This is a genomic window from Massilimicrobiota sp. SW1139 (assembly GCF_012027715.1).
Classification (GTDB): Bacteria; Bacillota_I; Bacilli_A; order Erysipelotrichales; family Coprobacillaceae; genus Allocoprobacillus; species Allocoprobacillus merdigallinarum.
Map to the genome: position 1 here is coordinate 1 of NZ_SJOR01000010.1, position 23,827 is coordinate 23,827.

The following is a 23,827-nucleotide window of genomic DNA, read 5'->3' on the forward strand; positions in this document are numbered from 1 at the left end:
CTCTTTTTACAAAATTCTATTTTTCATTGGATTTATCAATGTTTTTTTATTTGTAATTTTATAAAGATTCAATCATAAATTTAAAAAATAAAACCCCACTAACTGAGTTAATCCTCCGTCATTGGGGTTTTGCTTGAATCACCAATCTTTTAATTATTTGATTTTTTTATAAAGATCAATAAATTCTTGTGCTAAATCAATAACAACTAATGCAGTCATTAAATGATCTTGAGCATGTACCATTAATAAGTTTAATGGAGCTTTTTCTCCTCTAATTTCAGCCTGAATTAATTCAGTTTGTGCATGATGTGCTTCATTTACAGTTTCTTTTGCATTTTGTAATGATTCATCAGCCTTATCTAAATCACCAGCTTTTGCATATTGAATAGCTTCGATAGCAGAGCTACGTGCACTTCCACTGTTTACGATAAGGTTAATAACTACTTGTTCTTGTTCATCCATTTTCAATTTCTCCTTTAACAAACAAATTCAGAATTACTCTGTATATTTATTTTATCAAATCAACTTTATAATTTCAACTATAAACACTAAAGAAAAGAAAAATGTTTAAGTGCTTTCAATATACCATCGCAATCAACATTATCCGTAATATAATCGGCAACTGCTTTTGTTTCATCAGCAGCATTACCCATGGCAATTCCTAATCCAACAAAAGAGAGCATTTCAATATCATTTCGTCCATCTCCAAATGCAATCGTATCTTTAATATTTTTGCCTAAAGCTTCAACAAGCTTTTGAATTCCTTTTGCTTTAGATTCACCTTTTAAAGTTAAATCAAAAGATAATCCACTTTGATGCTGTTGAATATCAAAATAAGGTGATAATGTTTGATACATTATTTCTCTATCATCAAGAGAATTTAAAACAATCATCCCAATATATGTTTCAATCTCATCAATTTGATATGAATCAATAATGATTTCATCTTTCATTCCCCAATTATTCTTAAACTCAATATGTTTAGGGTTTTGTTTATTTAAAACATAAATATGATCATTGCCCTCAAAATAGTATGCCAGGTTTCTTTCAACACATAGCTGATGTGTTTTTTCAATAGCTTCTTTTGGAACAACCTTTTTATATATTTCTTTCCCTTTATATTCTACATAAGCGCCATTACAAGTTACATAACCACTAAAAGGATAATCCATAACTCCATCCACAATAAAGCATTTACATCTTCCAGTCGCTAAAAAAACATCATGTCCCTGTTTCTTCAGTTGATCCATCCCATAACGGACATCATTTGGGATACGATATATACCTTTATTACATTCAATAAGTGTTCCATCTATATCAAAGAAAAATAATTTTTCCATACTCCACCTCCATACCTTAACATCATAACCTTTTTATAAAAAAGTGTAAACAAAAAAGGTATCATGACGATACCTTTTATTTCAATTATTCGATAACTTCAGTAACTGTTCCAGAAGCAACAGTTCTACCACCTTCACGAATTGAGAATTTAGTACCATTTTCAATTGCGATTGCGTGGATTAATTCAACTGTTAATTCTACGTTATCTCCTGGCATAACCATTTCTACACCATCTGGTAATTCGATAACACCAGTGATATCAGTAGTTCTGAAATAGAATTGTGGTCTATAGTTAGAGAAGAATGGTGTATGACGTCCACCTTCATCTTTTGATAAAACGTAAACTTGGCATACGAATTTTTTGTGTGGATGTACTGATCCTGGTTTAGCTAATACTTGTCCACGTTGAATTTGATCTCTGTTGATACCTCTTAATAATACCCCTACGTTATCTCCTGCTTCAGCGTAATCTAATAATTTACGGAACATTTCGATACCAGTAGCAACTGTATTTTGAGTTTCATGAATACCAACGATTTCGATTGGGTCATTTAATTTTAATTGTCCTCTTTCAACACGTCCTGTAGCAACTGTTCCACGTCCAGTGATTGTAAATACATCTTCAACTGGCATTAAGAATGGTTTATCAGTATCACGAGTTGGAGTTGGAATATAAGTATCTACAGCTTCCATTAATTCATGAATAGCTGGTACCCATTTTGGATCTCCTTCTAATGCTTTTAAAGCTGATCCACGAATAATTGGAGTGTCATCTCCTGGGAATCCGTATTCATTTAATAATTCACGAACTTCCATTTCAACTAATTCGATTAATTCGTCATCATCAACCATATCACATTTATTTAAGAATACGATGATGTAAGGTACACCTACCTGACGAGATAATAAGATGTGTTCTCTTGTTTGTGGCATAGGTCCATCAGTAGCAGCTACTACTAAGATAGCTCCATCCATTTGAGCAGCACCAGTGATCATGTTTTTGATGTAGTCAGCATGACCTGGACAGTCAACGTGTGCATAGTGACGAGTTGCTGTTTGATATTCAACGTGTGCAGTGTTGATTGTGATTCCACGTTCTTTTTCTTCAGGTGCAGCATCGATTGCAGCATAATCCATTGCTTGAGCATTTCCTTCTTGTGCTAAAACAGTAGTGATTGCTGCAGTTAAAGTTGTTTTACCATGGTCAACGTGACCAATTGTTCCAATATTAACATGCGCTTTAGAGCGGTCAAATTTTTCTTTAGCCATTTAAGCTTCCTCCTATATAAATTTCATTAAATTTTTACATATACATTCTAAATGATTTATCTCAAAAATGCAATACTTTTAGTGGATTAATTATTTCCACCATTTTTCTTAATAATACTTTCTGCAATTGACTTAGGAACTGGTTCATAACGATCAAATTGCATAGTGTAATTTCCACGTCCTTGTGTAAATGATCTTAAATCAGTAACATATCCAAACATTTCAGATAAAGGTACACTTGCTTGTACTAAAACAGCGTTTCCTCTTTCTTCTTGTCCTTCAATCATACCACGTCTAGAAGAGATATCTCCCATAACGCTTCCTAAGTATTCAGAAGGTGCAGTGACTTCTACAGCCATAATTGGTTCCAAGATAACTGGATCACATTTTTTACCAGCTTCTTTTAATGCTAAACTTGCAGCTACCTTATATGCCATTTCTGATGAATCGACATCATGGTAAGACCCATCAAATAATGTTGCTTTAATATCTAATACTGGATATCCAGCAATCATACCATTATCTAATGCTTCTTCAAGACCAGCTTTAACAGAACCAATGTATTCTCTAGGGACAGTTCCACCAACTACAGCATCAACGAATTCAAATCCTTTACCTTCATTTGGTTCGAATTTAATCCATACATGTCCGTATTGTCCACGTCCACCTGACTGACGTACGAATTTACCTTCACAATCAGCAGTTTTTCTAATTGTTTCACGATAAGCAACTTGTGGTGCCCCAACATTAGCTTCAACTTTGTATTCTCTCTTTAAACGATCAACGATAACGTCTAAGTGTAATTCCCCAACTCCGGCAATAATTGTATCACCAGTTTCAGGATTTGTAGTGACTCTAAATGTAGGGTCTTCTTCAGCTAATCTTGCTAAACCGTTACTTAATTTATCTTGGTCTTGTTTTGTTTTTGGTTCAATTGCTAATTCGATAACTGGTTCAGGGAATTCCATTTTTTCTAAGATAATGAAATTCTTTTCATCACAGATAGTATCCCCAGTTGTTGTATTTTTAAATCCAACAGCTGCAGCAATATCTCCAGCGTAAACTTCGCTAATTTCTTTACGTGTATTAGCATGCATCTGTAAGATACGTCCTAAACGTTCTTTTTTATCTTTAGAAGAGTTTAAAACATATGATCCAGATTCAATATGTCCTGAATATACACGGAAGAATGTTAATTTACCAACAAATGGGTCAGCCATAATCTTAAATGCTAATGCAGAGAATGGCTCATCATCACTTGCATGTCTTTCGATTTCGTTACCATCTTCATCTTCACCTTTAATTGATGGAACATCAGTTGGTGCAGGTAAGAAGTCGATAACAGCATCTAACATTAACTGTACACCTTTATCTTTATAAGCAGATCCACATAATACTGGGAATAATTCAACAGCTAATACTCCTTTACGGATTGCTGCTTTAATTTCTTCTTCAGTAACTGGTTCTTCTTCTAAGACTTTCATCATTAAATCATCATCAAAAGATGCAGCTGAATCAATCATTTTTTGACGATATTCTTCTGCTTGAGCTTTCATATTTTCAGGAATTTCAGAATAAACAACGTTTTCACCCTTAGCTCCTTCAAAATGAACAGCTTTCATTTTAATTAAGTCAATAACACCTTCAAATGTATCTTCGGCACCAATTGGTAATTGAATAGCTACAGCGTTAGCATCTAATCTTTTTCCAATAGATTCAACAGACATTAAGAAATCTGCCCCAGTTGCATCCATTTTGTTACAGAAGACAATTCGAGGAACTCCATAAGTTGTTGCTTGACGCCAAACAGTTTCTGTTTGTGGTTCAACACCAGCTTTTGAGTCTAATACAGTAACAGCACCGTCAAGTACACGTAAAGAACGTTCTACTTCAACAGTGAAATCGACATGGCCTGGAGTATCAATGATGTTAACACGGTATCCATTCCATTGTGCAGTTGTTGCTGCTGAAGTGATTGTAATACCACGTTCTTGCTCTTGTTCCATCCAGTCCATTTGTGAAGCACCATCATGTGTTTCACCAATTTTATGAATTTTTCCAGTGTAATAAAGAACACGTTCAGTTGTTGTTGTTTTACCAGCATCAATGTGAGCCATGATTCCAATATTACGAGTTTTTTCTAACGAAAATTCACGAGCCATATTTTTCTCCTTTCAAATATTTCCTCTAAATCATATATTACCAACGGAAATGTGCAAATGCTTTATTAGCTTCAGCCATCTTATGAGTATCTTCTTTCTTTTTCACAGAAGCACCAGTTCCATTAGAGGCATCAATAATTTCATTAGCAAGACGATCAATCATGCTTTTTTCGTTTCTTAAACGAGAATAGTTAACTAACCATCTTAATCCTAATGTCATTCTTCTTTCTGGAGATACTTCAACAGGTACTTGATAGTTAGCTCCTCCAATACGTCTTACTTTTAATTCAAGTACAGGCATGATATTGTTGATTGCTTGATCAAATACTTCCATTGCAGGATTTCCAGTTTTTTCTTCAACTTTTTTAAATGCTTCATATAAGATGTTTTGAGCAACACCTTTTTTACCATCAAGCATGATATTGTTAATTAATTTTGTAACTACCTTAGAATTATAAATTGGATCAGGTAGTACATCTCTTTTTGCTACGCGTCCTCTTCTTGACATCAGTTTTTCCTCCTATCTCTTATTTTTTAGGTTTTTTAGCTCCATAACGAGAGCGTCCTTGCATACGATCTTTTACACCAGCACAGTCCATAGTACCACGAATAATATGATAACGAACCCCTGGTAAGTCCTTAACACGTCCTCCACGAATTAACACAACGCTGTGTTCCTGTAAGTTGTGCCCAATTCCTGGAATATATGCAGTTACTTCCATTCCGTTTGATAAACGAACACGGGCATATTTACGTAAAGCCGAGTTAGGTTTCTTTGGTGTCATAGTGGCAACACGAGTACAAACACCACGTTTTTGAGGTGAACTAATATTAGTTGGTTTCTTTAATAATGAGTTGTAACCTCTATTTAACGCAGGTGATTTTGATTTAGATGTTTTTTCACTACGTCCTTTTCTGACTAATTGATTAATTGTAGGCATGTTTTTCTCCTTTCCTTTCTTCTTAACACACAATTCCGGGTGTTTCATTTTTTGATGAGATAAAATGCACTCTTAGTCGAGTACCGAAAGCAATTATATACGACAAAATTTATAAAGTCAACACTTTTTACTCTTTTTATCAAAGAAAAACAAGATCTTTTTTTAGACCTTGTTTCTTTATTTTATTCTGTTGTTGAAAATTCTTCATCAATTTCAGTACTGCTTAACAAACTTTCTGATAAAGTTTCAGCTTGTAAATGTTCAGCTTCTTCTAATTCCTTTTCTTTACGTGCTTCTTCTAACTCTCTAGCAATCGTTTCAGGTGATTTTAAAGGTCCTCTTAACCCTGTACCAGCAGGTAATAATTTACCAATAATAACATTTTCTTTAAGACCTCTTAATTCATCAACCTTACCTTTAATAGCTGCATCTGTTAAGATTTTTGTTGTTTCCTGGAATGAAGCAGCAGATAAGAATGATTCAGTTTCAAGTGAAGCTTTTGTAATACCTAACAAGATTGGTCTTGCAACAGCAGGATGTTTTCCAGCTTTTAAGGCTTCTTTATTTAATTCAGTAAATTTTTGAACATTAATATGAGTACCAGGTAATGCTCCAGTATCTCCACCTTCAACAATTCTCATCTTCTTCAACATTTGATGAATAATAACTTCAATGTGTTTATCTGAAATTTCAATACCTTGTAAACGATAAACTTTTTGAACTTCTTTTAAGATATAATTTTCTACAGCTTTGACATCAGCAACAGCTAATAATTCTTTTGGATCAATTGATCCTTCAGTAATTTTAGAACCAATACTAACTTCATCACCTACAGAAACTCTTAATTTTGCACCATAAGGTGTTAAATAACTCTTTGTTTCAAGTAAGTTAGAAACCACAACTTCAGCTCTACCATTGTTATCAATGATATTAGAAACTTCACCATCAATTTCAGAAATAATAGATTTTGCTTTTGGATTTCTTGCTTCAAATAACTCTTGAATACGAGGTAAACCTTGAGTGATATCGGCACCACCAGCAACTCCACCCATGTGGAATGTACGCATTGTTAACTGTGTACCAGGTTCACCAATTGATTGAGCCGCCATAATACCAATAGCTTCTCCTAATTCAACTTGTTCACCAGTTGCTAGATTACGACCATAACATTTTCTACAAATTCCATTTTTCGCTTTACATCCAAAAATAGAACGAATTTCAACTTCTTTAATACCTGCATCAGTAATATTCTTAGCAATCGCTTCATCAATCATTTCGCCAGCTTTAACAAGCGTTTCACCTGTTTCAGGATGAACAATATCCTTTTGAGAATAACGTCCCACTAAACGGTCATATAATGGCACAATAACTGAATTATCTGAAGTATTGTACAATTCTGTAACAACAAATCCCTGATCTGTACCACAATCATCTTCAGTAACAATGACTTCTTGAGCAACGTCAACCAAACGTCTTGTCAAGTATCCTGAATCGGCTGTCTTTAAGGCTGTATCGGTAGATCCTTTACGAGCACCATGTGTAGAGATGAAGAATTCAGATGCAGTTAAACCTTCTCTAAATGAAGATTTGATAGGCAACTCAATTGTTTCACCTTTTGGATTAGACATCAATCCACGCATACCTACTAACTGTGTAAAGTTAGAAATATTACCACGGGCACCTGAATCAGACATAATGAAGATTGGATTACGGTCATCAGCTTCAAACTCATCTTTAACGACAGCCTGAACCTGATCTTTAACAGATTCCCATAACTTAATAACGATATTATGTCTTTCTTCATCAGTGATTTTCCCTTTACGATATAATTTCTTGATTACTTCAAGTTTTTCATCAGCTTCATCAAATAAAACGTATTTACTTTGTGGAACCTGAATATCATAAACAGAAACTGTAATACCCGCAATTGTAGAATAATAGAATCCTTGATCCTTTAATTTATCCAACATCGCTGTTGTATCACTAATTTTTGTAGGATCAAACATTTCATTGATAATGTTTCCTAAAGCTTTTTTACCCAATGGTTTAATTAAAGGTTGTGCTTTAATATGTGCTTTAATATCAGTACCCATTGGTACGAAATATTTATCTGGTGTTGCAACTAAATTTTCTTTACTAGAATCATTGATAAATGGGAATGCCCCATCAAAAATCTGGTTAAAGATAATTTTACCAACACTTGTAATTAAATAGCTATTATTTTGTTTTTCAGTAAATGTCTTATTCTTTAAAGATTTTCCTCTAATCGCAATTCTTGTGTGTAAATGTACAGTTTTTGCATCATATGCCATTAAAACTTCATTCACATCTGCAAAAACAGTTCCTTCACCAACAGCCCCTTCATCTTCTAATGTTAAGTAATAGTTACCTAACACCATGTCCTGAGAAGGTGTAACGATAGGTTTTCCATCTTTTGGTCCAAGGATATTGTGAGAACCTAACATTAACTGTCTAGCTTCTTGAATAGCTTCTTCCCCTAATGGAACGTGAACTGCCATCTGGTCACCATCAAAGTCAGCGTTGAACGCTGGACATACTAATGGATGCAAACGAATAGCACGTCCTTCAACCAATTTAGGTTCGAATGCCTGAATACCTAATCTATGCAATGTAGGCGCACGGTTTAATAAGACTGGATGTTCTTTAATGACTTCTTCAACGATTGGCCAAATCACATCATCCATCTTATCAATTAATCTTTCAGCAGCTTTGATATTTGTTGCAATCTGCTCTCTCACTAATCCACTAATCACAAATGGTTTAAATAAATTCAATGCCATTTCACGTGGAATACCACATTGATACATTTTTAAGTCTGGACCAACAGCGATAACTGAACGTCCTGAATAGTCAACACGTTTCCCAAGTAAGTTTTGACGGAAACGTCCTTGTTTTCCTTTTAACGTATGGCTTAATGATTTTAATGGTCTTCCTCCAGCACCTGTAATTGGTTTAGAACGACGTCCATTATCAATCAAAGCATCAACTGCTTCCTGTAACATACGTTTTTCATTTTGGACAATGATTGATGGTGTTCCAAGTTCTAATAATTTCTTTAAACGATTATTACGTGTAATCACACGACGATATAAATCATTCAAATCACTTGTCGCAAAACGTCCACCATCCAACTGTAACATTGGTCTTAAATCAGGTGGAATAACTGGAAGCACATCAAGAATCATCCATTCAGGCTGATTATGTGAAGTTCTAAAAGCTTCAATAGCTTCTAGTCTCTTCAATAATTTAGAACGTCTTTGTCCCTGTGCTTCTTTTAAATCTTTTGTTACTGATTCAAATTCTTCATCTAAATCAACTTTTTGAAGTAAGATTTTAATCGCTTCTGCCCCAGTTTTGGCTTCAAACTGATGACCAAATTTTTCATAACAGTTACGATAATCTCTTTCAGATAAAACTTGTTTATATTCTAAAGGTGTACTTCCTTTATCAGTGACAACATAAGAAACGAAATAAATGATTTCTTCAAGTTGTTTTGGTGACATATCAAGAATAAGCCCCATTCTTGATGGAATACCTTTTAAATACCAGATATGTGCGACTGGAGTCGCAAGTTCAATATGTCCCATACGTTCACGACGTACAGAAGATTTTGTGACTTCGACACCACAGCGATCACAGATTACGCCTTTATATCTGACTTTCTTATATTTTCCACAGCTACATTCCCAATCCTTAGATGGTCCAAAGATTCTTTCACAGAATAGACCATCTTTTTCAGGTTTTTGAGAACGATAATTAATAGTTTCAGGTTTTTTAACTTCACCATAAGACCATTCACGAATTTTTTCTGGAGAAGCTAATCCAATCTGGATTGCTGAAAAGTTATTGACATCTGCCATTCATTATTTCCTCCTATTCTTCGTTACTTTCTTCTTCATCATCAGTGAAGAGTTCATCAATTACAGAATCCAAATCATCAAATGATTCTTCATCTTCAGAGAAATCACCTTCTACCTCAGCCACTTCTTCAGTGACTTCTGGTTGTTCAGGAGTTGTATCAATTGAAGTTGGGAAACGACGTTCTTCATCTTCAATCTTTCTTGCATCTATTTCTTGACCATCTTTATCTAACATACGAATATCTAAAGCTAATGCCTGTAATTCTTTTGTTAAAACTCTAAATGATTCTGGCAATCCAGGTTCAGGTAATTTTTGACCTTTTACAATGGCTTCATAAGTTTTGACACGACCAACAACATCGTCAGATTTAACCGTTAAGATTTCTCTTAATGTATAAGCTGCACCATATGCTTCAAGTGCCCAAACTTCCATTTCCCCAAATCTCTGTCCACCGTTTTGAGCCTTACCACCTAAAGGCTGTTGTGTAACTAATGAGTATGGACCTACTGATCTGGCATGTAATTTATCGTCAACCATGTGAGCTAATTTAATCATATACATAACCCCAACTGAAATATTAGAATCAAAATATTCTCCAGTCATACCAGAAATAACTGGTTGTTTTCCATCAACTGACATTCCAGCTTCTTTCATGATATCCTCAAGATCTTTTGAGTTAATACCATCAAATGCAGGAGTTGCAAAGTACATTCCTAACTCTCTAGCGGCATATCCTAAATGTAATTCCAATACCTGACCAATGTTCATACGTGATGGTACCCCTAATGGATTTAACATGATATCAAGAATTGTACCATCTTCCAAATGTGGCATATCTTCGATAGGTAAGATCTTAGAGATAACCCCTTTGTTACCATGACGTCCGGCCATTTTATCTCCTTCAGAAATCTTACGTTTTTGAACGATATACACTTTAACAACTTTATTAACACCTGGTTGTAATTCATCACCATTTTTTCTAGAGAAGATTTTAATATCATGAACAATACCAGCACCACCATGAGGAACTCTTAATGAATTATCTTTGACTTCTCTTGATTTTTCACCAAAGATTGCTAGTAATAATTTTTCTTCAGCAGATAATTCTGCCTGTCCTTTAGGTGTTACTTTACCAACTAAGATATCCCCTTCTTTCACTTCAGCACCAATCATAATGATACCTTCACTATTCAAGTTTTTACGGGCATCTTCCCCAACGTTTGGAATATCACGCGTAATTTCTTCAGGACCTAATTTTGTATCACGACATTCAATACTATATTCTTCAATATGAATAGATGTATAAACATCTTCTTTCACTAATCTTTCAGACATGATAACAGCATCTTCGTAGTTATAACCATTCCATGTCATGAAACCAACCAATACGTTTTGTCCAAGGGCTAATTCACCTTGTTCCATAGATGGACCATCAGCTAAAATTTCCCCTTTGACAACTTTATCTCCAGCTTTTACGATTGGTCTATGATTAATACAAGTTCCCGCATTAGAAATCGCGAATTTTGTTAAACGATACTTATGTGGACCTGTATCTTCTTCAACAATAATCTTTTTCGCATCAACATATGTGACAATACCATCTTTTTTAGCCACAACTGCAGCTCCAGAATCTCTGGCAGCCTGATATTCCATACCAGTTCCTACAAGAGGTGTGTGTGGATTTAATAATGGTACGGCCTGACGTTGCATGTTGGCACCCATCAAAGCACGAGTCGCATCGTCATTTTCTAGGAAAGGAATACATGAAGTGGCTACAGAAACGATCTGTTTTGGAGAAATATCAATAAAATCAATTTCTTCAGGCTTAGCCATAATATTTTCTCCCAAATGACGGGCAATAACTTGTTCATCCAAGATTTTTCCATTTTCATCATGTTGAACTTTTGCTTGTGCAATGACATAATTCTTTTCTTCATCGGCTGTTAAATAACGCACATCATTTTCGTCAATCACACTATGATTCACTTTACGATATGGTGTTTCAATAAATCCATATTTATTGATTTTTGCATAAGAAGCAAGTGTAGAAATTAACCCGATATTTGGACCTTCAGGTGTTTCAATTGGACAAATACGACCATAGTGAGAGGCATGAACGTCACGGACTTCATAACCAGCACGATCTCTTGATAAACCACCTGGTCCTAATGCTGATAAACGACGTTTATTTGTTAACTCGGCTAATGGATTAATCTGATCCATAAATTGAGATAACTGAGATGATGAGAAAAATTCTTTCATAGCGGCAGTTAATGGACGAATGTTAGTTAATGACTGAGGAGTGACACTATCAATTTCAGATAATGACATTCTTTCTTTAACGACTCTCTCCATTCTTGATAAACCAATTCTAAATTGATTTTGAATTAATTCACCAACAGAACGTACACGTCTATTTCCTAAATGATCAATATCATCTAATAAACCAATACGACTCATTAAGTTGACTCTATCGTCACTTGCTAAATCTAATGAATCATAAATATCAACAAGATTCAACATATATGAATAGGCAGCAATCATATCAGAAATTGTAATATATTTACAATCTAATGATAAATCTGTCCCAACAACTCTCATTTTCTTTGATTTTGTTTCATCAACATAGACTTCAAGCACTTGAATACGTCCATGTGATTTTAAGAAATCATTTGTTTTAATGTCCATTGTATGAGCTCCAGCCTGGAAAACAGGAGCTAAAAGGTCAACTTTATCTTTTGTTAATAAAGTTCCTTCTTTCATGACAACATTTCCATCTATATCTATAACATCCTGAGCTAAAACACGGTTTGTAATTCTATCTAATAAACTCAATTTTTTGCCAAGTTTAAAACGTCCTGCACGCGCAAGATCATATCTTTTTGCATCAAAAAATCTTGTATATAATAAAGTATTAGCACCTTCTAGCGTTGCAGGTTCTCCTGGTCTTAATTTATTGTAAATTTCAATTAAAGCTTCATCAGTATTGTGAGTTGTATCTTTGGCTAGAGTATTTCTAATAAACTCATGATCACCTAACACTTCAATAATATCTTCATCACTGCTTAAACCTAAAGCACGCAATAAAATTGTACCAGGAATTTTACGTGTACGGTCAATACGTACATTTAAAATATCTTTTGCGTCATTTTCAAATTCAAGCCATGTTCCTCTTGAAGGAATCATGCTTCCTGTAAAAACTGTCTTACCACTTTTATCCATGGCATCAGCAAAATATGCACCTGGTGAACGCACTAATTGTGAAACAATAACACGTTCAGCACCATTAATGATAAAAGTACCAGCATCAGTCATTAATGGAAAATCTCCCATAAAGACTTCGTTTTCTTTAATTTCGCCAGTTCCATTATTCACTAAACGTAAAGTAGCACGAATAGGAGCAGAATAATTTGCATCTCTATCTTTAGCTTCATCTACTGAATATTTTGGCTCATCAAAACGGCAATCAACAAACTCTAAAGTTAAAGTTTCATTAAAATTGCTAATAGGATAAACATCGTTAAAAACTTCTTTGATACCTTCGTTCTTAAACCATTCATAAGAATTTGTTTGGATTTCTACTAAATTTGGTAATTCTAAAGACCCACTAATTCTTGAATAATTACGACGATTAATACGACTTTTTGCCTGAGTTACATTTTTTTCCAAGCCCGCTTCACTCCTTATCAATTATCTCTATCTCCTTATTTAAAGCACGCAAAAAACACTGCTTTTTATATATGAGTAGGCATTTTATTATACTAGCATAGAGGCCAGTTGAAGTCAATACCAAATCATAAATTTCAAAATAACTTTTGAAACAGTAAAAAACAGTGTTATTTTACAGATTTTAAAATAAAATATCCTTTATCACGTTTTATAATTTCACAATTTCCAAAAACATCTTCCATTTTTTTCTTAGCTGAAGGAGCGCCTTGTTTTTTTTGAATAACAATAAATAATTCTCCTTGATTATTTAAATGATCATATGCTTTTTCTAATATTTCAAAAACAACTTTTTTTCCTGCACGAATAGGCGGATTAGAAACAATAATATCAAATGTATCTTTCACATTTTCATAAACCGAGCTTTTATAAGCAATAATATCATTTTCCTGATTATATTCAATAGACTCATTAGCCAATGCAATAGCACGTTCATTCACATCAACCATTTCAACATGTAACCATAGATAGACTTTCTTTAAAGAAATACCTAAAGTCCCATAACCGCAACCAACATCTAATAATGTTTTTTGATGAGATTGTATATTCATGCTTTCCAATAAAACACGCGAACCATAATCAATACGTTCTTTTGAAAAAACGCCACTATCACTTATAAAAACCAGATGATGTCCTCTATATTGAAAAGAAATTTGTGTTTTCTGAGATTTTAAATCAATATTATTTGTATAATAATGTGTCATCTTCTATTCTCCTAAGATAAAAAGCCCTTTGACAAGGGCTTTTTTTATTCCAAGAAATTATTTAACTTCTACAGTTGCACCAGCAGCTTCTAATTGTTCTTTAATCTTAGCTCCTTCTTCTGCAGGAATATCTTTCTTAATTTCAGCTGGAACTTTGTCTACTAATCCTTTAGCATCAACTAATCCTAAACCAGTGATTTCTCTTACTGCTTTGATAACAGCAACTTTAGTAGCACCAACATCAGTTAATGTTACAGTTACGTTAGCAGGAGCAGCATCTGCAGCAGCTTCTCCACCAGCAACAACAGCTACAGGAGCAGCAGCAGTTACATCAAATTTTTCTTCGATTGCTTTTACTAAATCATTTAATTCTAAAATTGTAGCTTCTTCTAAATAAGCTAAGATATCTTCATGTGTTAATTTTGCCATTTTATTTTCCTCCGTTCATCTTTAACTATTCAGCAGCAGCTTCTTCAGCTGCATCTCCACCTTTTGCATCAGCAACAGCTTGAATAACTCTTGCCACTTTTGCAACAGGTTCTTTCATACATGCAAGTAACATTGAGTACATACCTTCACGATTAGGTAATTTTGCCACTGCCATAACTTCTTCTTTTGGTAAGAATTTACCTTCGATATAAGCAGCTTTAATTTGTAATGCTTCATGGTCTTTTGCAAAATCAGCTAAGATTCTTGCAGGAGCCACTGCATCATCTTTACCAAACGCTAAAGCATTTGGACCAACAAGGTATTCTTCTAATTCGTTCATACCTTCTTGTTCAACAGCTCTTTGAACTAATGTGTTTTTATAAACTTTAAATCCCACATTTTCAGCTCTTAAAGCTCTACGTAATTCAGTAACTTCAGCCACTGTTAATCCACGATATTCTACAACAACTGTTGATTGTGAAGCTTTTAATTGTTCACTAATTTCAGCAACAACCTGTTGTTTCGCTTCTAAGATTTCTTTTGACATTGTTACACCTCCTATTGATTTTATATATGCAACAATATATCCGTGAAAAACTCCCTCAGTAAACACGAGGGAGTTGTCAATTCTTTGACAATATCACCTCGGCAACTTCATTAAGGTTTCCCCGTTGCTGTCTACGGTATATTGATTGCGTCTTTTTGTTATGACTTCAATTACATTGAAGCAACTTTTACTGAAGGACCCATAGTTGAAGAAACAACGATGTTCTTCATATAAGTTCCTTTTGCAGAAGATGGTTTAACTCTTAATAATAAGTCGTAAACTGTTTTAAAGTTTTCTGCAAGTTTTTCATCATCGAAAGATACTCTTCCGATTGGCATATGAACATTACCATCTTTATCAGTACGGTAAGTCACTTTACCAGCTTTTGTTTCTTGAACAGCTTTTGCTACATCCATAGTGACTGTTCCAGTTTTAGGGTTAGGCATTAATCCTTTAGGCCCTAAAATACGTCCTAATTTTCCTAATTCAGCCATCATATCAGGTGTTGCAATCATAACTTCGAAATCAAGCCATCCTTTTTGGATATCTTCAAGAATTTCTTTTCCACCTACAACATCTGCTCCAGCAGCTTTAGCTTCTTCAACTTTAGCTCCTTGAGTGACAACTAAAACTTTTTTAGTTTTTCCAGTTCCGTGTGGTAACACAACTGCACCACGTAATTGTTGATCAGCATGTCTTGTATCTAATCCTAATTTAAATACAACATCCACACTTGCATCAAAATTAACTTTACTTGTTTTCTTTACTAAAGCAACTGCTTCATCAATTGGGTAAGCTTTACCTTTTTCAATAAGAGCAGCGGCTTCTTGATATTTTTTACTTCTTTTAGCCATTTTCTTATCTCCTCTTCATTAAATTAAGCATCTAAGCCTTCAACTTTTACACCCATATTACGAGCAGTACCAGCTACGATTTTCATAGCTCCTTCTAAATCGTTAGCATTTAAATCAGGCATTTTGTATTCAGCGATTTCTTTTAATTTTTCAGCTGATAAAGTTGCAACTGTTTGTTTAGAATCAGAAGCAGCTTTCTTAATTCCACATGCCTTTTTGATCATTTCTGCAGTTGGAGCAGTTTTTAATACGAAATCAAAACTTTTATCTTCATAGATTGTCAAAACAACTGGTACAGTTTCTCCCATACGATCTTTAGTTTGATCGTTGAAAGCAGTACAGAATTTTGGCATCTGAATTCCAGCACCTGCTAAAGCTGGCCCTGGTTTTGCTCCCCCAGCAGGGAATTGAATTTTCATAACTCTTGTGACTTTTTTACTCACGCGACACACCTCCTATAAAAATTTGTCCGTGCTGTGGTACAGGACAGTCAATCCTCCCACGCATAGTAACACATATTGCGTCGTTTAATTATTATACATAATCTATTAAGGAATGCAATAGTTTTTTATTGAATAAATCAACTTTTTTATCAAAAAAAGACCATATTTCAGGTCTTTTCATTATAATTCAACTTTTTCTAACTGAACAAGCCCAATTTCCATTAAATTTTGATTACCTAAGAAATCAATCAAAACAGAAGCTTCTTCTTTTTCATGATCAATAGATTCCACTTTTCCCTGTTTTCCAGCAAATGGACCAGAAACAACACGAACTTCATCACCAACACCAAAATCAACTTCAACTTGAGATGTTTTGATACCCATACTTTTTAAAATAGGATCAATTTCTTCCTTAGGTAATGGGAATGGTTTCGCTCCACCACCAGAAGATCCAATAAACCCAGTTACTCCTGATGTATTACGAACAATATACCATGCCTCATCTGTCATGATCATTTCTACCAGCACATAACCAGGGAACATATTTTTCGTTTTATTAATTTTTTTACCATCTTTGATTTCAGTTTCTACGTGTTCAGGAATCACAATATTAAATAAACAGTCCTGTAATCCCATTGATTCAACACGTTTTTCTAAATTTTCTTTAACTTTATTTTCATGACCTGAATATGTATTCACAACATACCAGCGTCTTCCTTCATCATTCATTCCAGACATCTTAATTCAACCCCAATGCTTTTAAAATTAATGCAATAACTGCATCGCTACCATAAAAGTAAATTCCAAACAAAAAGCAAAAAACCAAAACAACAACTGAATTATAAGCCAATTCTTTTTTTGTTAACCAATGAATATTCTTGATTTCAGCACGAATACCCTTTAGTGTACACCATTCTTTGATTTTCATGTCTACCTCCTATTTTGTTTCTTTATGGATTGTATGTTTTCCACATTTTTTACAATATTTTCTTAACTCAAGTCTTTCTACATTTAATCTTTTATTTTTAGTGACTGAATAATTACGTGATAAACACTCACTACAAACCAAGATTACTTTTTGTTTCATGTTCATCACTCCTTTACCGTTAATATAATTTAACATATTTATTTTAGCTCGTCAATGGCAACTATTTTCTTTGAATAGCGATAAACCGCATTATAGACACTTTTTACTGAAATATGAAGTTTTTTTGCAATTTCTACTTCATCATAACCAGCCTTTTTGTAATTCATAACCATCTTTTCACGTTGTGATGTTTTGGCATCAATCTGTAAAGCATAGTAAGTGGCTGTTTCTTTAACAATCAGATGAACTTCAGGCTGATAGCGCTCATGAATATCAGCGACCAGATCTATATAGCGTGTATCTTCATCTTCACTCGTATAACTATCCAACGAAAGAATTGTCATTCCTGCACGATAACAAACATCCTTATTCACACGCATTAAACTTAAAATACGTTTGGTAATAGCAATCTTCATAAATGTCGATAAGCTTGCTTTTTGGTCATCACGATAACTATCCAGAATATCATGAAAACCCATCATAGCCATTTGAATAAAATCTTCATATTCATAACCATTTATAAAATATTTTGTAAAAGCCAATACCCATTTTGAAACTCTGCGATAATAGCGTTTATAAAGTATATCTCGAGCTTCCTCACTGCCACATCGCATTAAATAAACCAATTCATCATCATAGTTGTAGCCTTGCATGCTACCTCCTTTCTACTTTAAAGGATGACGTGAATTGTAAATCTGATAAAGTATAATCGCTGAAGCAACAGAAGCATTTAAAGACGTAACATGTCCTGTCATAGGTAAAACAACATTCATATCACAATGCTTTTTAACCAGACGTGATATACCAAACCCCTCTGAGCCAATCACAACCACAAGAGGCATATTGTAATCAATGGCACGATAGTCCTGTGATTCATCCAAGTCACAACCAACGACCCAAAAACCTTTTTCCTTTAAATCGTCTAAAGTTCTTGATAAATTCGTCACTTGTGCAACTTTCACATAATCAATGGCTCCAGTAGATACTTTAGCTACGGTTGCAGATAATCCTACACTCCTATTTTTACCAATAATAACACCATCGACTTCAATAGCATCACAAGTTCTTAAAATAGCTCCTAGATTATGTGGATCTTCCAAACCATCAAGCATCAGCAACAATGGTTGTTTCCCTTGTGGAATAGCATTTAAAATTTCTTCAAGCGTATAATAACGATAATCTTGTACTGCTGCCACAATACCTTGATGAACAACAGGTCCAACAAGTTGATTTAACTCATCTTTATGACGCACCATATGCACCTTCACATGTTTAGCTTTTGCAAGGGAAAGAACTTTATCATCTTTTGCATTTTTCATCAAATAAACCTCATAAACCGGTTTATTTCCCTTTAAAGATTCTATAACTGTGTTTTTTCCATAAATATATTGTGTCATATTTTTCACTCCATGCGTCTCAAATTTTTCTCATGTTTTTCTCATTTTCACAAACAAATACTTTAAATAGCTCAAAAATTTCTGTTATTCTCTCTTGCTTCTTTAATAAATACAAATGTCCTATCAACGCTTCAAAACCTGTCGACTGATTATAAATAAATACTGATGTATTTTTCGGTACATGTCGACTCTTCGCATTTCTCCCTCTTTTATAAATACTTATTTCTTCTTCACTTAACCATTGTTTCAAAATAGCTTCCTGCATAAATGCCGCCTGAGCTTTGGCACTGACAAATGACTTAGAGGCTTGCTGTAATAAATCCGGCTTCATAATTCCTTTTTCAACCAATAGATATTCTCTCACATAAACCTCAAAAACACTATCACCTAAATACGCTAAAGCTAATACATTTATTAATTCTGGTTTCATTATAAAATTCCTTTATTCTGTAATTCTTTTCTTAATAAATCTGCCTGTTCAAAATTCTTTGCACTTTTTTCTTTTTGCCATTGCTGATATAAAGCAATTTCACTATCACTTAACTGTTTTGGATTATAAACAAATCCCATTGTATCTAACATACAAAGCAAAGTCTGATAATTCTTTGATATTTCTAAATCATCTTTATCTTTGACTCTCATCAATTGATTCAAAACTTTCACTTGTCCTAAAATTTGTGACAATGCTAATGAAGTATTCAAATCATCACTCAATGCTTCCACCATTTGATCCACAATATTTTTATAATAATCTTTATGATCAATATGTTGAATCTGTAAATATAAAGACACTTGTTTAATAATATTTTCTACTTTTTCAACTTCTTTTTTCACATTATTCAAGACTTCATCCGTAAAATTCAATGGATTACGATAATGTGTAGAAAGCATGAGCCATTTATAAACATTGCAGCCAAGTTGTTCTAATAAATCTTTAGCCCATAAAACATTTCCTAAAGATTTTGACATTTTCTGATTATTAATGTTAATCATCTGATTATGCATCCAGATATGTGCAATCGGATGATGATGACATGCCATAGACTGTGCAATTTCATTTTCATGATGTGGGAATTTTAAATCCTGTCCACCACCATGAATATCAATGCGTCCATTTTCAAAGATATCATTAATCATAACAACACATTCTGTATGCCATCCTGGTCTTCCTTTAGACCATGGACTATCAAATTGAATTCCTTCATCTGTTTTTTTCCATAATGCAAAATCTGTTGAGCTTTCTTTTTTATCATTATCATCCACACGTTCACTTGCTCCAGCAATCAAATCTTCAATTTTAATCCCTGATAACATCCCATATTCATGAATTTTTGTCACTCTAAAATAAACGTCACCATCAACTTCATATGCATATCCCTGTTCAACAAGATCAGCAATAAAATCAATAATAGGCTGCATCGTTTCAGTTACACGTGGAGCATAAGTTGGAAACAACAAATTTAAACCTCTACGAACATCTTCATAGGCTTTAATATATTTATCTGTTAATTCTTTTTCACTGACACCTTCTTCTTTAGCAGCTTTTATGATTTTATCATCTACATCCGTAAAATTAGAAACAAATGTCACCTTATAACCTAAATATTCAAAAGTTCTTCTCAATATGTCAAACACAATCATTGGACGTGTATTACCAATATGCACATAATTGTAAACCGTTGGTCCACAAACATAAATACTGACTTCTCCCTTTTTAATTGGAACAAACTCTTCCTTTTGATTTGTGAGTGAATTAAACAGCTTCATTCCCTTTCCTCCTTAAATAAAAAAGCATATGATAAAGATTTCACTTCTATTAACCTTATCAAATGCTTTACTAACTCTTTATCTATCAATACTATAACAAATTCATATGAGTTAATCAAGATTAATGATGAACTGTCAAAGATTCTAAATACTGTAAAGCCACACCACTTTGTTCATCATATACATTTTCTGGAGCTTGATAACTATAAATATAACTTGCTTCCTCAGTAAAATATACCATTTGTACAAATTTCATACCCGAAGCCTGATAAGTCCCTGTAAACTGATAACACTCGATACCACTTGGAATAACTTCCTTATAATAATAAACATCAATGGCACCTTCTTCTTCCAATTGTCCTCCATATAATTGAGGCAATTCATTTAAAACATTATCCGTATCATCAATGATTGTTGCGTAAATATACATTTCATCATTTTTTGTAAATCGAACATCTTTTTGATTTTCATTGTTCACATTTAATTGAAAATCTTTAGGGTAATAGAAGGAAACCTGATCAGCGACTTCATAAAGAGTTCCATCTCTTTCTAAAGATATATCTGTTTTCTCTTTTTCACATGCAAAAAGAGTCACAACCAATAATAAAACCGCCAAAATTTTGATTGATATCTTCATTTTCCTCCCTCCTTATGGAAACATTGTACTAAACTCAACTCTGAAAATCAAATAAAATTTCTTTATCAAACAAAAGAGATAGGTTTCCCTATCCCCTTTATTAATCTAACAATGAATTAAAAACTTTCAAATAGGCATCAGCACTTTTATCCCAATCAAGTTTCGCTTCCATTGCACGATGAACCAATCCTTGCCATTTTTCTTTATCCTGATAAACCTTTAATGCATAGTCAATAATGTCCATCATTTCATGTGCATTATAATTTTTAAAGCTGAATCCATCACCTGTATTTTCATACTCATTATATGGTTCCACGCTATCCTTTAATCCACCTGTTTCTCTGACAATTGGTATTGTTCCATAACGAAGTGACATCATTTGTGATAAACCACAAGGTTCAAATAATGATGGCATCAAGAACATATCACAACCAGCATAGATACGACAAGATAAACCAAAGTCATATTTAAGATTTAATGATAACTTTTGATTATGATAAGCTGCTATTCCTTTAAGTGGTTCTTCATATTTTTGATCACCAGCACCTAAAATCACAACTTGAACATCACGTTTCATCAATTCTTCCATACGATTAATAATTAAATCTAACCCCTTTTGCCAAGTCAATCTTGTGACAATACCAATTAATGGGACATCTTTATTTTCTGGCAATCCGCATTCTTTTTGTAAAGCTAATTTATTAATAACTTTCTTTTCATCAACATTTGTAATGTCAAAATGTTCTACAATTTCAGGATCTGTGGCAGGATTGATTGTTTCATAATCAATACCATTTAAAATACCATACAAATCATGACGACGCATTTGTAAGATATTCTGTAATCCTTCACCAAAGCTATCTGTTAATATTTCTTTAGCATAAGTTGGTGATACAGTCGTAATAATATCACTATAATAAATAGCTGCTTTCATCATATTGAAACATCCATCATTACGGCAGTTACCATTATAATAGAGATAATTATCCAATCCAAAATGATCACTCAACAATGCAGGATCACATTTTCCCTGATATGCAATATTATGGATTGTGAAAACAATTTTAATACCTTGATAATATTCATAGTATGCATATCTTTCTTTATATAATGTGGCAATCATGGCTGTTTGCCAATCATGTAAATGTAAGATATCTGGTTTAATATCAATGTGTGATAACAATTCTAAAACTGCAAAGTCAAAAAATGCAAATCTTTCATTATCATCATCATAACCATATAAACCAGGTCTTCTAAAGTATTGTTCATTATCAATGAAATAATAAGTGACACCATCATATTCAGCTTTAAAAACACCACAATAGCATTTTCTCCAACCAACCCAGATATCATAGTTTGTCACATATTCAATTGTATCTGCCAATTTCATATCTTGATATTTAGGCAAAACAACAATACATTCATGTCCTTTTTGAACAAGTGCTTTTGGAAGTGATCCTAAAACATCTGCTAAACCACCTGATTTAATATAGGGATTCGCTTCACTTGTTGCAAATACGATTTTCATTATACAACATCCCCTTCTTTAACATAAAGTGGTTCTCCTTCACCAATAAGCTCTATTTTCTTTTCTACACGAGCATCTTTATCAATAACTACATTTTCCAAATGAGCTCCTGCGCAAACTTTAGAACCATTTAATATAATACAATTTTTCACAACGGCATTTTTACCAATTGTAACATTACGTGATAAAATACATCCATCAACTTCACCATCAATGATAGCCCCATTAGCCACAAATGATTTTTTAACAACAGCATTCTTTAAATATTTTGTAGGTGGTGTATCATTTGTATTGGTAAAGATTGGCCAAGTACTCTTAAAGACTTGTGTTGAAACATCCATATCCAAGAATTCCATGCTCACTTTATAATAAGCTTCATAAGAATCAATGCATCTTGCAAATCCTTTATATTCATAAGCCATGATTTTTCTTTCATCACATAAGTAAGCAAGTGTATCTCTTAAATTAAAGAATGAACTAATCTTTTGAGCATAGCTAATTAATTTTAATAATGTCTTTTTATTAATAACATATGTTTCCAAAGAAATATTTCTCTCTTTTCTATTTCCTTTATTATTCTTGATTTCCATAACTTGTTTACCTTTTAAACGTAAGAAATCAGAACCAACAAATGTTTCATCAGCATTATCAATCTTTTTATACACCATTGTAATTTCAGCACCAGATTTTGCATGTGCATCAACAACATCAGCATAATTCATTGTTGTAATAATATGAGCTGGTGCAATCACAACATAATCTGCTTTTGATTTTTCAAGAAAAGCAATATTTTCCACAATATTATTAATATCATGATTATACATTGAACTATTTGCATATTTTTCATTGTATAAAAGTGAAACTCCTCCAGACTTAGAGTTAAAATTCCAAGAGTTTCCATTTCCTAAATGTTTAAACAATGATCTTGGTTTTTCTTTAATAAGAATACCCACTGTATCCACATTAGAATTTGACATATTTGATAAAACAAAATCAATAATTCCATAACGACCTAAAAAGCTTACTGAAGCTACTGGTCTTTTTTCTGTTAAACCTTTATATGAAACATCAGAGTGTAAATTTATATATCCAACTACTTTTGCCATCTCGTTA

General features: G+C 33.4%; 23 protein-coding genes and 1 other annotated feature. All 23 genes read right to left on the minus strand.

The window, feature by feature from the left end; genetic code table 11:
* Positions 1 to 153: 153 nt before the first annotated feature.
* Complete coding sequence (locus tag E0K96_RS06995) at positions 154 to 462, minus strand: PTS lactose/cellobiose transporter subunit IIA (protein ID WP_087244283.1); 309 nt, start codon at positions 460 to 462, stop codon at positions 154 to 156.
* An 86-nt stretch (positions 463 to 548) separates the two neighbouring features.
* Positions 549 to 1,340, minus strand: a complete 792-nt coding sequence (locus E0K96_RS07000) for a Cof-type HAD-IIB family hydrolase (RefSeq protein ID WP_168082181.1) — start codon at positions 1,338 to 1,340, stop codon at positions 549 to 551.
* An 85-nt stretch (positions 1,341 to 1,425) separates the two neighbouring features.
* Positions 1,426 to 2,610: an elongation factor Tu gene (gene tuf, locus E0K96_RS07005; RefSeq protein ID WP_168082183.1), complete on the minus strand. Its 1,185-nt coding sequence runs from the start codon at positions 2,608 to 2,610 to the stop codon at positions 1,426 to 1,428.
* A gap of 86 nt (positions 2,611 to 2,696) precedes the next feature.
* Complete coding sequence (fusA, locus tag E0K96_RS07010; RefSeq protein ID WP_087244286.1) at positions 2,697 to 4,772, minus strand: elongation factor G; 2,076 nt, start codon at positions 4,770 to 4,772, stop codon at positions 2,697 to 2,699.
* A gap of 37 nt (positions 4,773 to 4,809) precedes the next feature.
* Entirely contained in the window at positions 4,810 to 5,280 is a 471-nt protein-coding gene (rpsG, locus tag E0K96_RS07015) for a 30S ribosomal protein S7 (RefSeq protein WP_087244287.1), read from the minus strand.
* A gap of 19 nt (positions 5,281 to 5,299) precedes the next feature.
* Entirely contained in the window at positions 5,300 to 5,713 is a 414-nt protein-coding gene (gene rpsL / locus E0K96_RS07020) for a 30S ribosomal protein S12 (RefSeq protein ID WP_087244288.1), read from the minus strand.
* A 182-nt stretch (positions 5,714 to 5,895) separates the two neighbouring features.
* Entirely contained in the window at positions 5,896 to 9,594 is a 3,699-nt protein-coding gene (rpoC, locus tag E0K96_RS07025; protein WP_087244289.1) for a DNA-directed RNA polymerase subunit beta', read from the minus strand.
* 13 nt (positions 9,595 to 9,607) lie between these two features.
* Positions 9,608 to 13,264: a DNA-directed RNA polymerase subunit beta gene (gene rpoB, locus E0K96_RS07030; protein WP_168082185.1), complete on the minus strand. Its 3,657-nt coding sequence runs from the start codon at positions 13,262 to 13,264 to the stop codon at positions 9,608 to 9,610.
* 167 nt (positions 13,265 to 13,431) lie between these two features.
* Positions 13,432 to 14,025: a class I SAM-dependent methyltransferase gene (locus E0K96_RS07035; RefSeq protein ID WP_168082187.1), complete on the minus strand. Its 594-nt coding sequence runs from the start codon at positions 14,023 to 14,025 to the stop codon at positions 13,432 to 13,434.
* A 57-nt stretch (positions 14,026 to 14,082) separates the two neighbouring features.
* Positions 14,083 to 14,454 carry a 50S ribosomal protein L7/L12 gene (gene rplL, locus E0K96_RS07040; RefSeq protein WP_087244292.1) on the minus strand — a complete coding sequence of 124 codons (372 nt, stop codon included), beginning with the start codon at positions 14,452 to 14,454 and terminating at the stop codon, positions 14,083 to 14,085.
* A gap of 25 nt (positions 14,455 to 14,479) precedes the next feature.
* Positions 14,480 to 15,001 (minus strand): 50S ribosomal protein L10, encoded by a 522-nt coding sequence (gene rplJ / locus E0K96_RS07045; RefSeq protein ID WP_087244293.1) that lies wholly within the window; start codon positions 14,999 to 15,001, stop codon positions 14,480 to 14,482.
* Between the two features lie 35 nt (positions 15,002 to 15,036).
* Positions 15,037 to 15,156, minus strand: a sequence feature (ribosomal protein L10 leader region).
* 15 nt (positions 15,157 to 15,171) lie between these two features.
* Positions 15,172 to 15,855: a 50S ribosomal protein L1 gene (gene rplA, locus E0K96_RS07050; protein ID WP_087244294.1), complete on the minus strand. Its 684-nt coding sequence runs from the start codon at positions 15,853 to 15,855 to the stop codon at positions 15,172 to 15,174.
* A 23-nt stretch (positions 15,856 to 15,878) separates the two neighbouring features.
* Entirely contained in the window at positions 15,879 to 16,298 is a 420-nt protein-coding gene (gene rplK / locus E0K96_RS07055) for a 50S ribosomal protein L11 (protein WP_087244295.1), read from the minus strand.
* A 180-nt stretch (positions 16,299 to 16,478) separates the two neighbouring features.
* A complete protein-coding gene (gene nusG, locus E0K96_RS07060; RefSeq protein ID WP_087244296.1) occupies positions 16,479 to 17,036 on the minus strand; it encodes a transcription termination/antitermination protein NusG in 558 nt (185 codons plus the stop codon).
* Position 17,037: 1 nt separating this feature from the next.
* Complete coding sequence (gene secE, locus E0K96_RS07065; RefSeq protein ID WP_087297185.1) at positions 17,038 to 17,226, minus strand: preprotein translocase subunit SecE; 189 nt, start codon at positions 17,224 to 17,226, stop codon at positions 17,038 to 17,040.
* A 9-nt stretch (positions 17,227 to 17,235) separates the two neighbouring features.
* Positions 17,236 to 17,385 (minus strand): 50S ribosomal protein L33, encoded by a 150-nt coding sequence (gene rpmG / locus E0K96_RS07070; RefSeq protein WP_087244298.1) that lies wholly within the window; start codon positions 17,383 to 17,385, stop codon positions 17,236 to 17,238.
* Positions 17,386 to 17,423: 38 nt separating this feature from the next.
* The gene (locus E0K96_RS07075; RefSeq protein ID WP_168082189.1) at positions 17,424 to 18,038 is read right to left on the minus strand and encodes a sigma-70 family RNA polymerase sigma factor; all 615 of its coding nucleotides are present in this window, start codon (positions 18,036 to 18,038) and stop codon (positions 17,424 to 17,426) included.
* Between the two features lie 12 nt (positions 18,039 to 18,050).
* Positions 18,051 to 18,782, minus strand: coding sequence for a 23S rRNA (guanosine(2251)-2'-O)-methyltransferase RlmB (gene rlmB, locus E0K96_RS07080; protein ID WP_168082191.1), 732 nt, complete (start codon positions 18,780 to 18,782; stop codon positions 18,051 to 18,053).
* 19 nt (positions 18,783 to 18,801) lie between these two features.
* Positions 18,802 to 19,212 carry a Mini-ribonuclease 3 gene (locus tag E0K96_RS07085; RefSeq protein ID WP_168082193.1) on the minus strand — a complete coding sequence of 137 codons (411 nt, stop codon included), beginning with the start codon at positions 19,210 to 19,212 and terminating at the stop codon, positions 18,802 to 18,804.
* Positions 19,212 to 20,549 carry a cysteine--tRNA ligase gene (gene cysS / locus E0K96_RS07090; RefSeq protein WP_168082195.1) on the minus strand — a complete coding sequence of 446 codons (1,338 nt, stop codon included), beginning with the start codon at positions 20,547 to 20,549 and terminating at the stop codon, positions 19,212 to 19,214. The genes E0K96_RS07085 and cysS overlap by 1 nt, the downstream gene beginning before the upstream one ends.
* 121 nt (positions 20,550 to 20,670) lie before the next feature.
* Positions 20,671 to 21,186 carry a hypothetical protein gene (locus tag E0K96_RS07095; protein ID WP_087244303.1) on the minus strand — a complete coding sequence of 172 codons (516 nt, stop codon included), beginning with the start codon at positions 21,184 to 21,186 and terminating at the stop codon, positions 20,671 to 20,673.
* 100 nt (positions 21,187 to 21,286) lie between these two features.
* Positions 21,287 to 22,714 carry a glycogen synthase GlgA gene (gene glgA / locus E0K96_RS07100; protein ID WP_087244304.1) on the minus strand — a complete coding sequence of 476 codons (1,428 nt, stop codon included), beginning with the start codon at positions 22,712 to 22,714 and terminating at the stop codon, positions 21,287 to 21,289.
* A complete protein-coding gene (glgD, locus tag E0K96_RS07105) occupies positions 22,714 to 23,820 on the minus strand; it encodes a glucose-1-phosphate adenylyltransferase subunit GlgD (RefSeq protein ID WP_168082197.1) in 1,107 nt (368 codons plus the stop codon). Before glgD ends, glgA begins: the two co-directional genes overlap by 1 nt.
* Between the last annotated feature and the right edge of the window lie 7 nt (positions 23,821 to 23,827).

What these genes read in the sequence shown, in the direction of transcription:
- E0K96_RS06995 (WP_087244283.1), bottom strand. Translation starts at nt 462, where the DNA reads ATGGATGAACAAGAACAAGTAGTTATTAACCTTATCGTAAACAGTGGA.
- E0K96_RS07000 (WP_168082181.1), bottom strand. Translation starts at nt 1,340, where the DNA reads ATGGAAAAATTATTTTTCTTTGATATAGATGGAACACTTATTGAATGT.
- tuf (WP_168082183.1), bottom strand. Translation starts at nt 2,610, where the DNA reads ATGGCTAAAGAAAAATTTGACCGCTCTAAAGCGCATGTTAATATTGGA.
- fusA (WP_087244286.1), bottom strand. Translation starts at nt 4,772, where the DNA reads ATGGCTCGTGAATTTTCGTTAGAAAAAACTCGTAATATTGGAATCATG.
- rpsG (WP_087244287.1), bottom strand. Translation starts at nt 5,280, where the DNA reads ATGTCAAGAAGAGGACGCGTAGCAAAAAGAGATGTACTACCTGATCCA.
- rpsL (WP_087244288.1), bottom strand. Translation starts at nt 5,713, where the DNA reads ATGCCTACAATTAATCAATTAGTCAGAAAAGGACGTAGTGAAAAAACA.
- rpoC (WP_087244289.1), bottom strand. Translation starts at nt 9,594, where the DNA reads ATGGCAGATGTCAATAACTTTTCAGCAATCCAGATTGGATTAGCTTCT.
- E0K96_RS07035 (WP_168082187.1), bottom strand. Translation starts at nt 14,025, where the DNA reads ATGACACATTATTATACAAATAATATTGATTTAAAATCTCAGAAAACA.
- rplL (WP_087244292.1), bottom strand. Translation starts at nt 14,454, where the DNA reads ATGGCAAAATTAACACATGAAGATATCTTAGCTTATTTAGAAGAAGCT.
- rplJ (WP_087244293.1), bottom strand. Translation starts at nt 15,001, where the DNA reads ATGTCAAAAGAAATCTTAGAAGCGAAACAACAGGTTGTTGCTGAAATT.
- rplA (WP_087244294.1), bottom strand. Translation starts at nt 15,855, where the DNA reads ATGGCTAAAAGAAGTAAAAAATATCAAGAAGCCGCTGCTCTTATTGAA.
- nusG (WP_087244296.1), bottom strand. Translation starts at nt 17,036, where the DNA reads ATGTCTGGAATGAATGATGAAGGAAGACGCTGGTATGTTGTGAATACA.
- secE (WP_087297185.1), bottom strand. Translation starts at nt 17,226, where the DNA reads ATGAAAATCAAAGAATGGTGTACACTAAAGGGTATTCGTGCTGAAATC.
- rpmG (WP_087244298.1), bottom strand. Translation starts at nt 17,385, where the DNA reads ATGAAACAAAAAGTAATCTTGGTTTGTAGTGAGTGTTTATCACGTAAT.
- E0K96_RS07075 (WP_168082189.1), bottom strand. Translation starts at nt 18,038, where the DNA reads ATGCAAGGCTACAACTATGATGATGAATTGGTTTATTTAATGCGATGT.
- rlmB (WP_168082191.1), bottom strand. Translation starts at nt 18,782, where the DNA reads ATGACACAATATATTTATGGAAAAAACACAGTTATAGAATCTTTAAAG.
- E0K96_RS07085 (WP_168082193.1), bottom strand. Translation starts at nt 19,212, where the DNA reads ATGAAACCAGAATTAATAAATGTATTAGCTTTAGCGTATTTAGGTGAT.
- cysS (WP_168082195.1), bottom strand. Translation starts at nt 20,549, where the DNA reads ATGAAGCTGTTTAATTCACTCACAAATCAAAAGGAAGAGTTTGTTCCA.
- E0K96_RS07095 (WP_087244303.1), bottom strand. Translation starts at nt 21,186, where the DNA reads ATGAAGATATCAATCAAAATTTTGGCGGTTTTATTATTGGTTGTGACT.
- glgA (WP_087244304.1), bottom strand. Translation starts at nt 22,714, where the DNA reads ATGAAAATCGTATTTGCAACAAGTGAAGCGAATCCCTATATTAAATCA.
- glgD (WP_168082197.1), bottom strand. Translation starts at nt 23,820, where the DNA reads ATGGCAAAAGTAGTTGGATATATAAATTTACACTCTGATGTTTCATAT.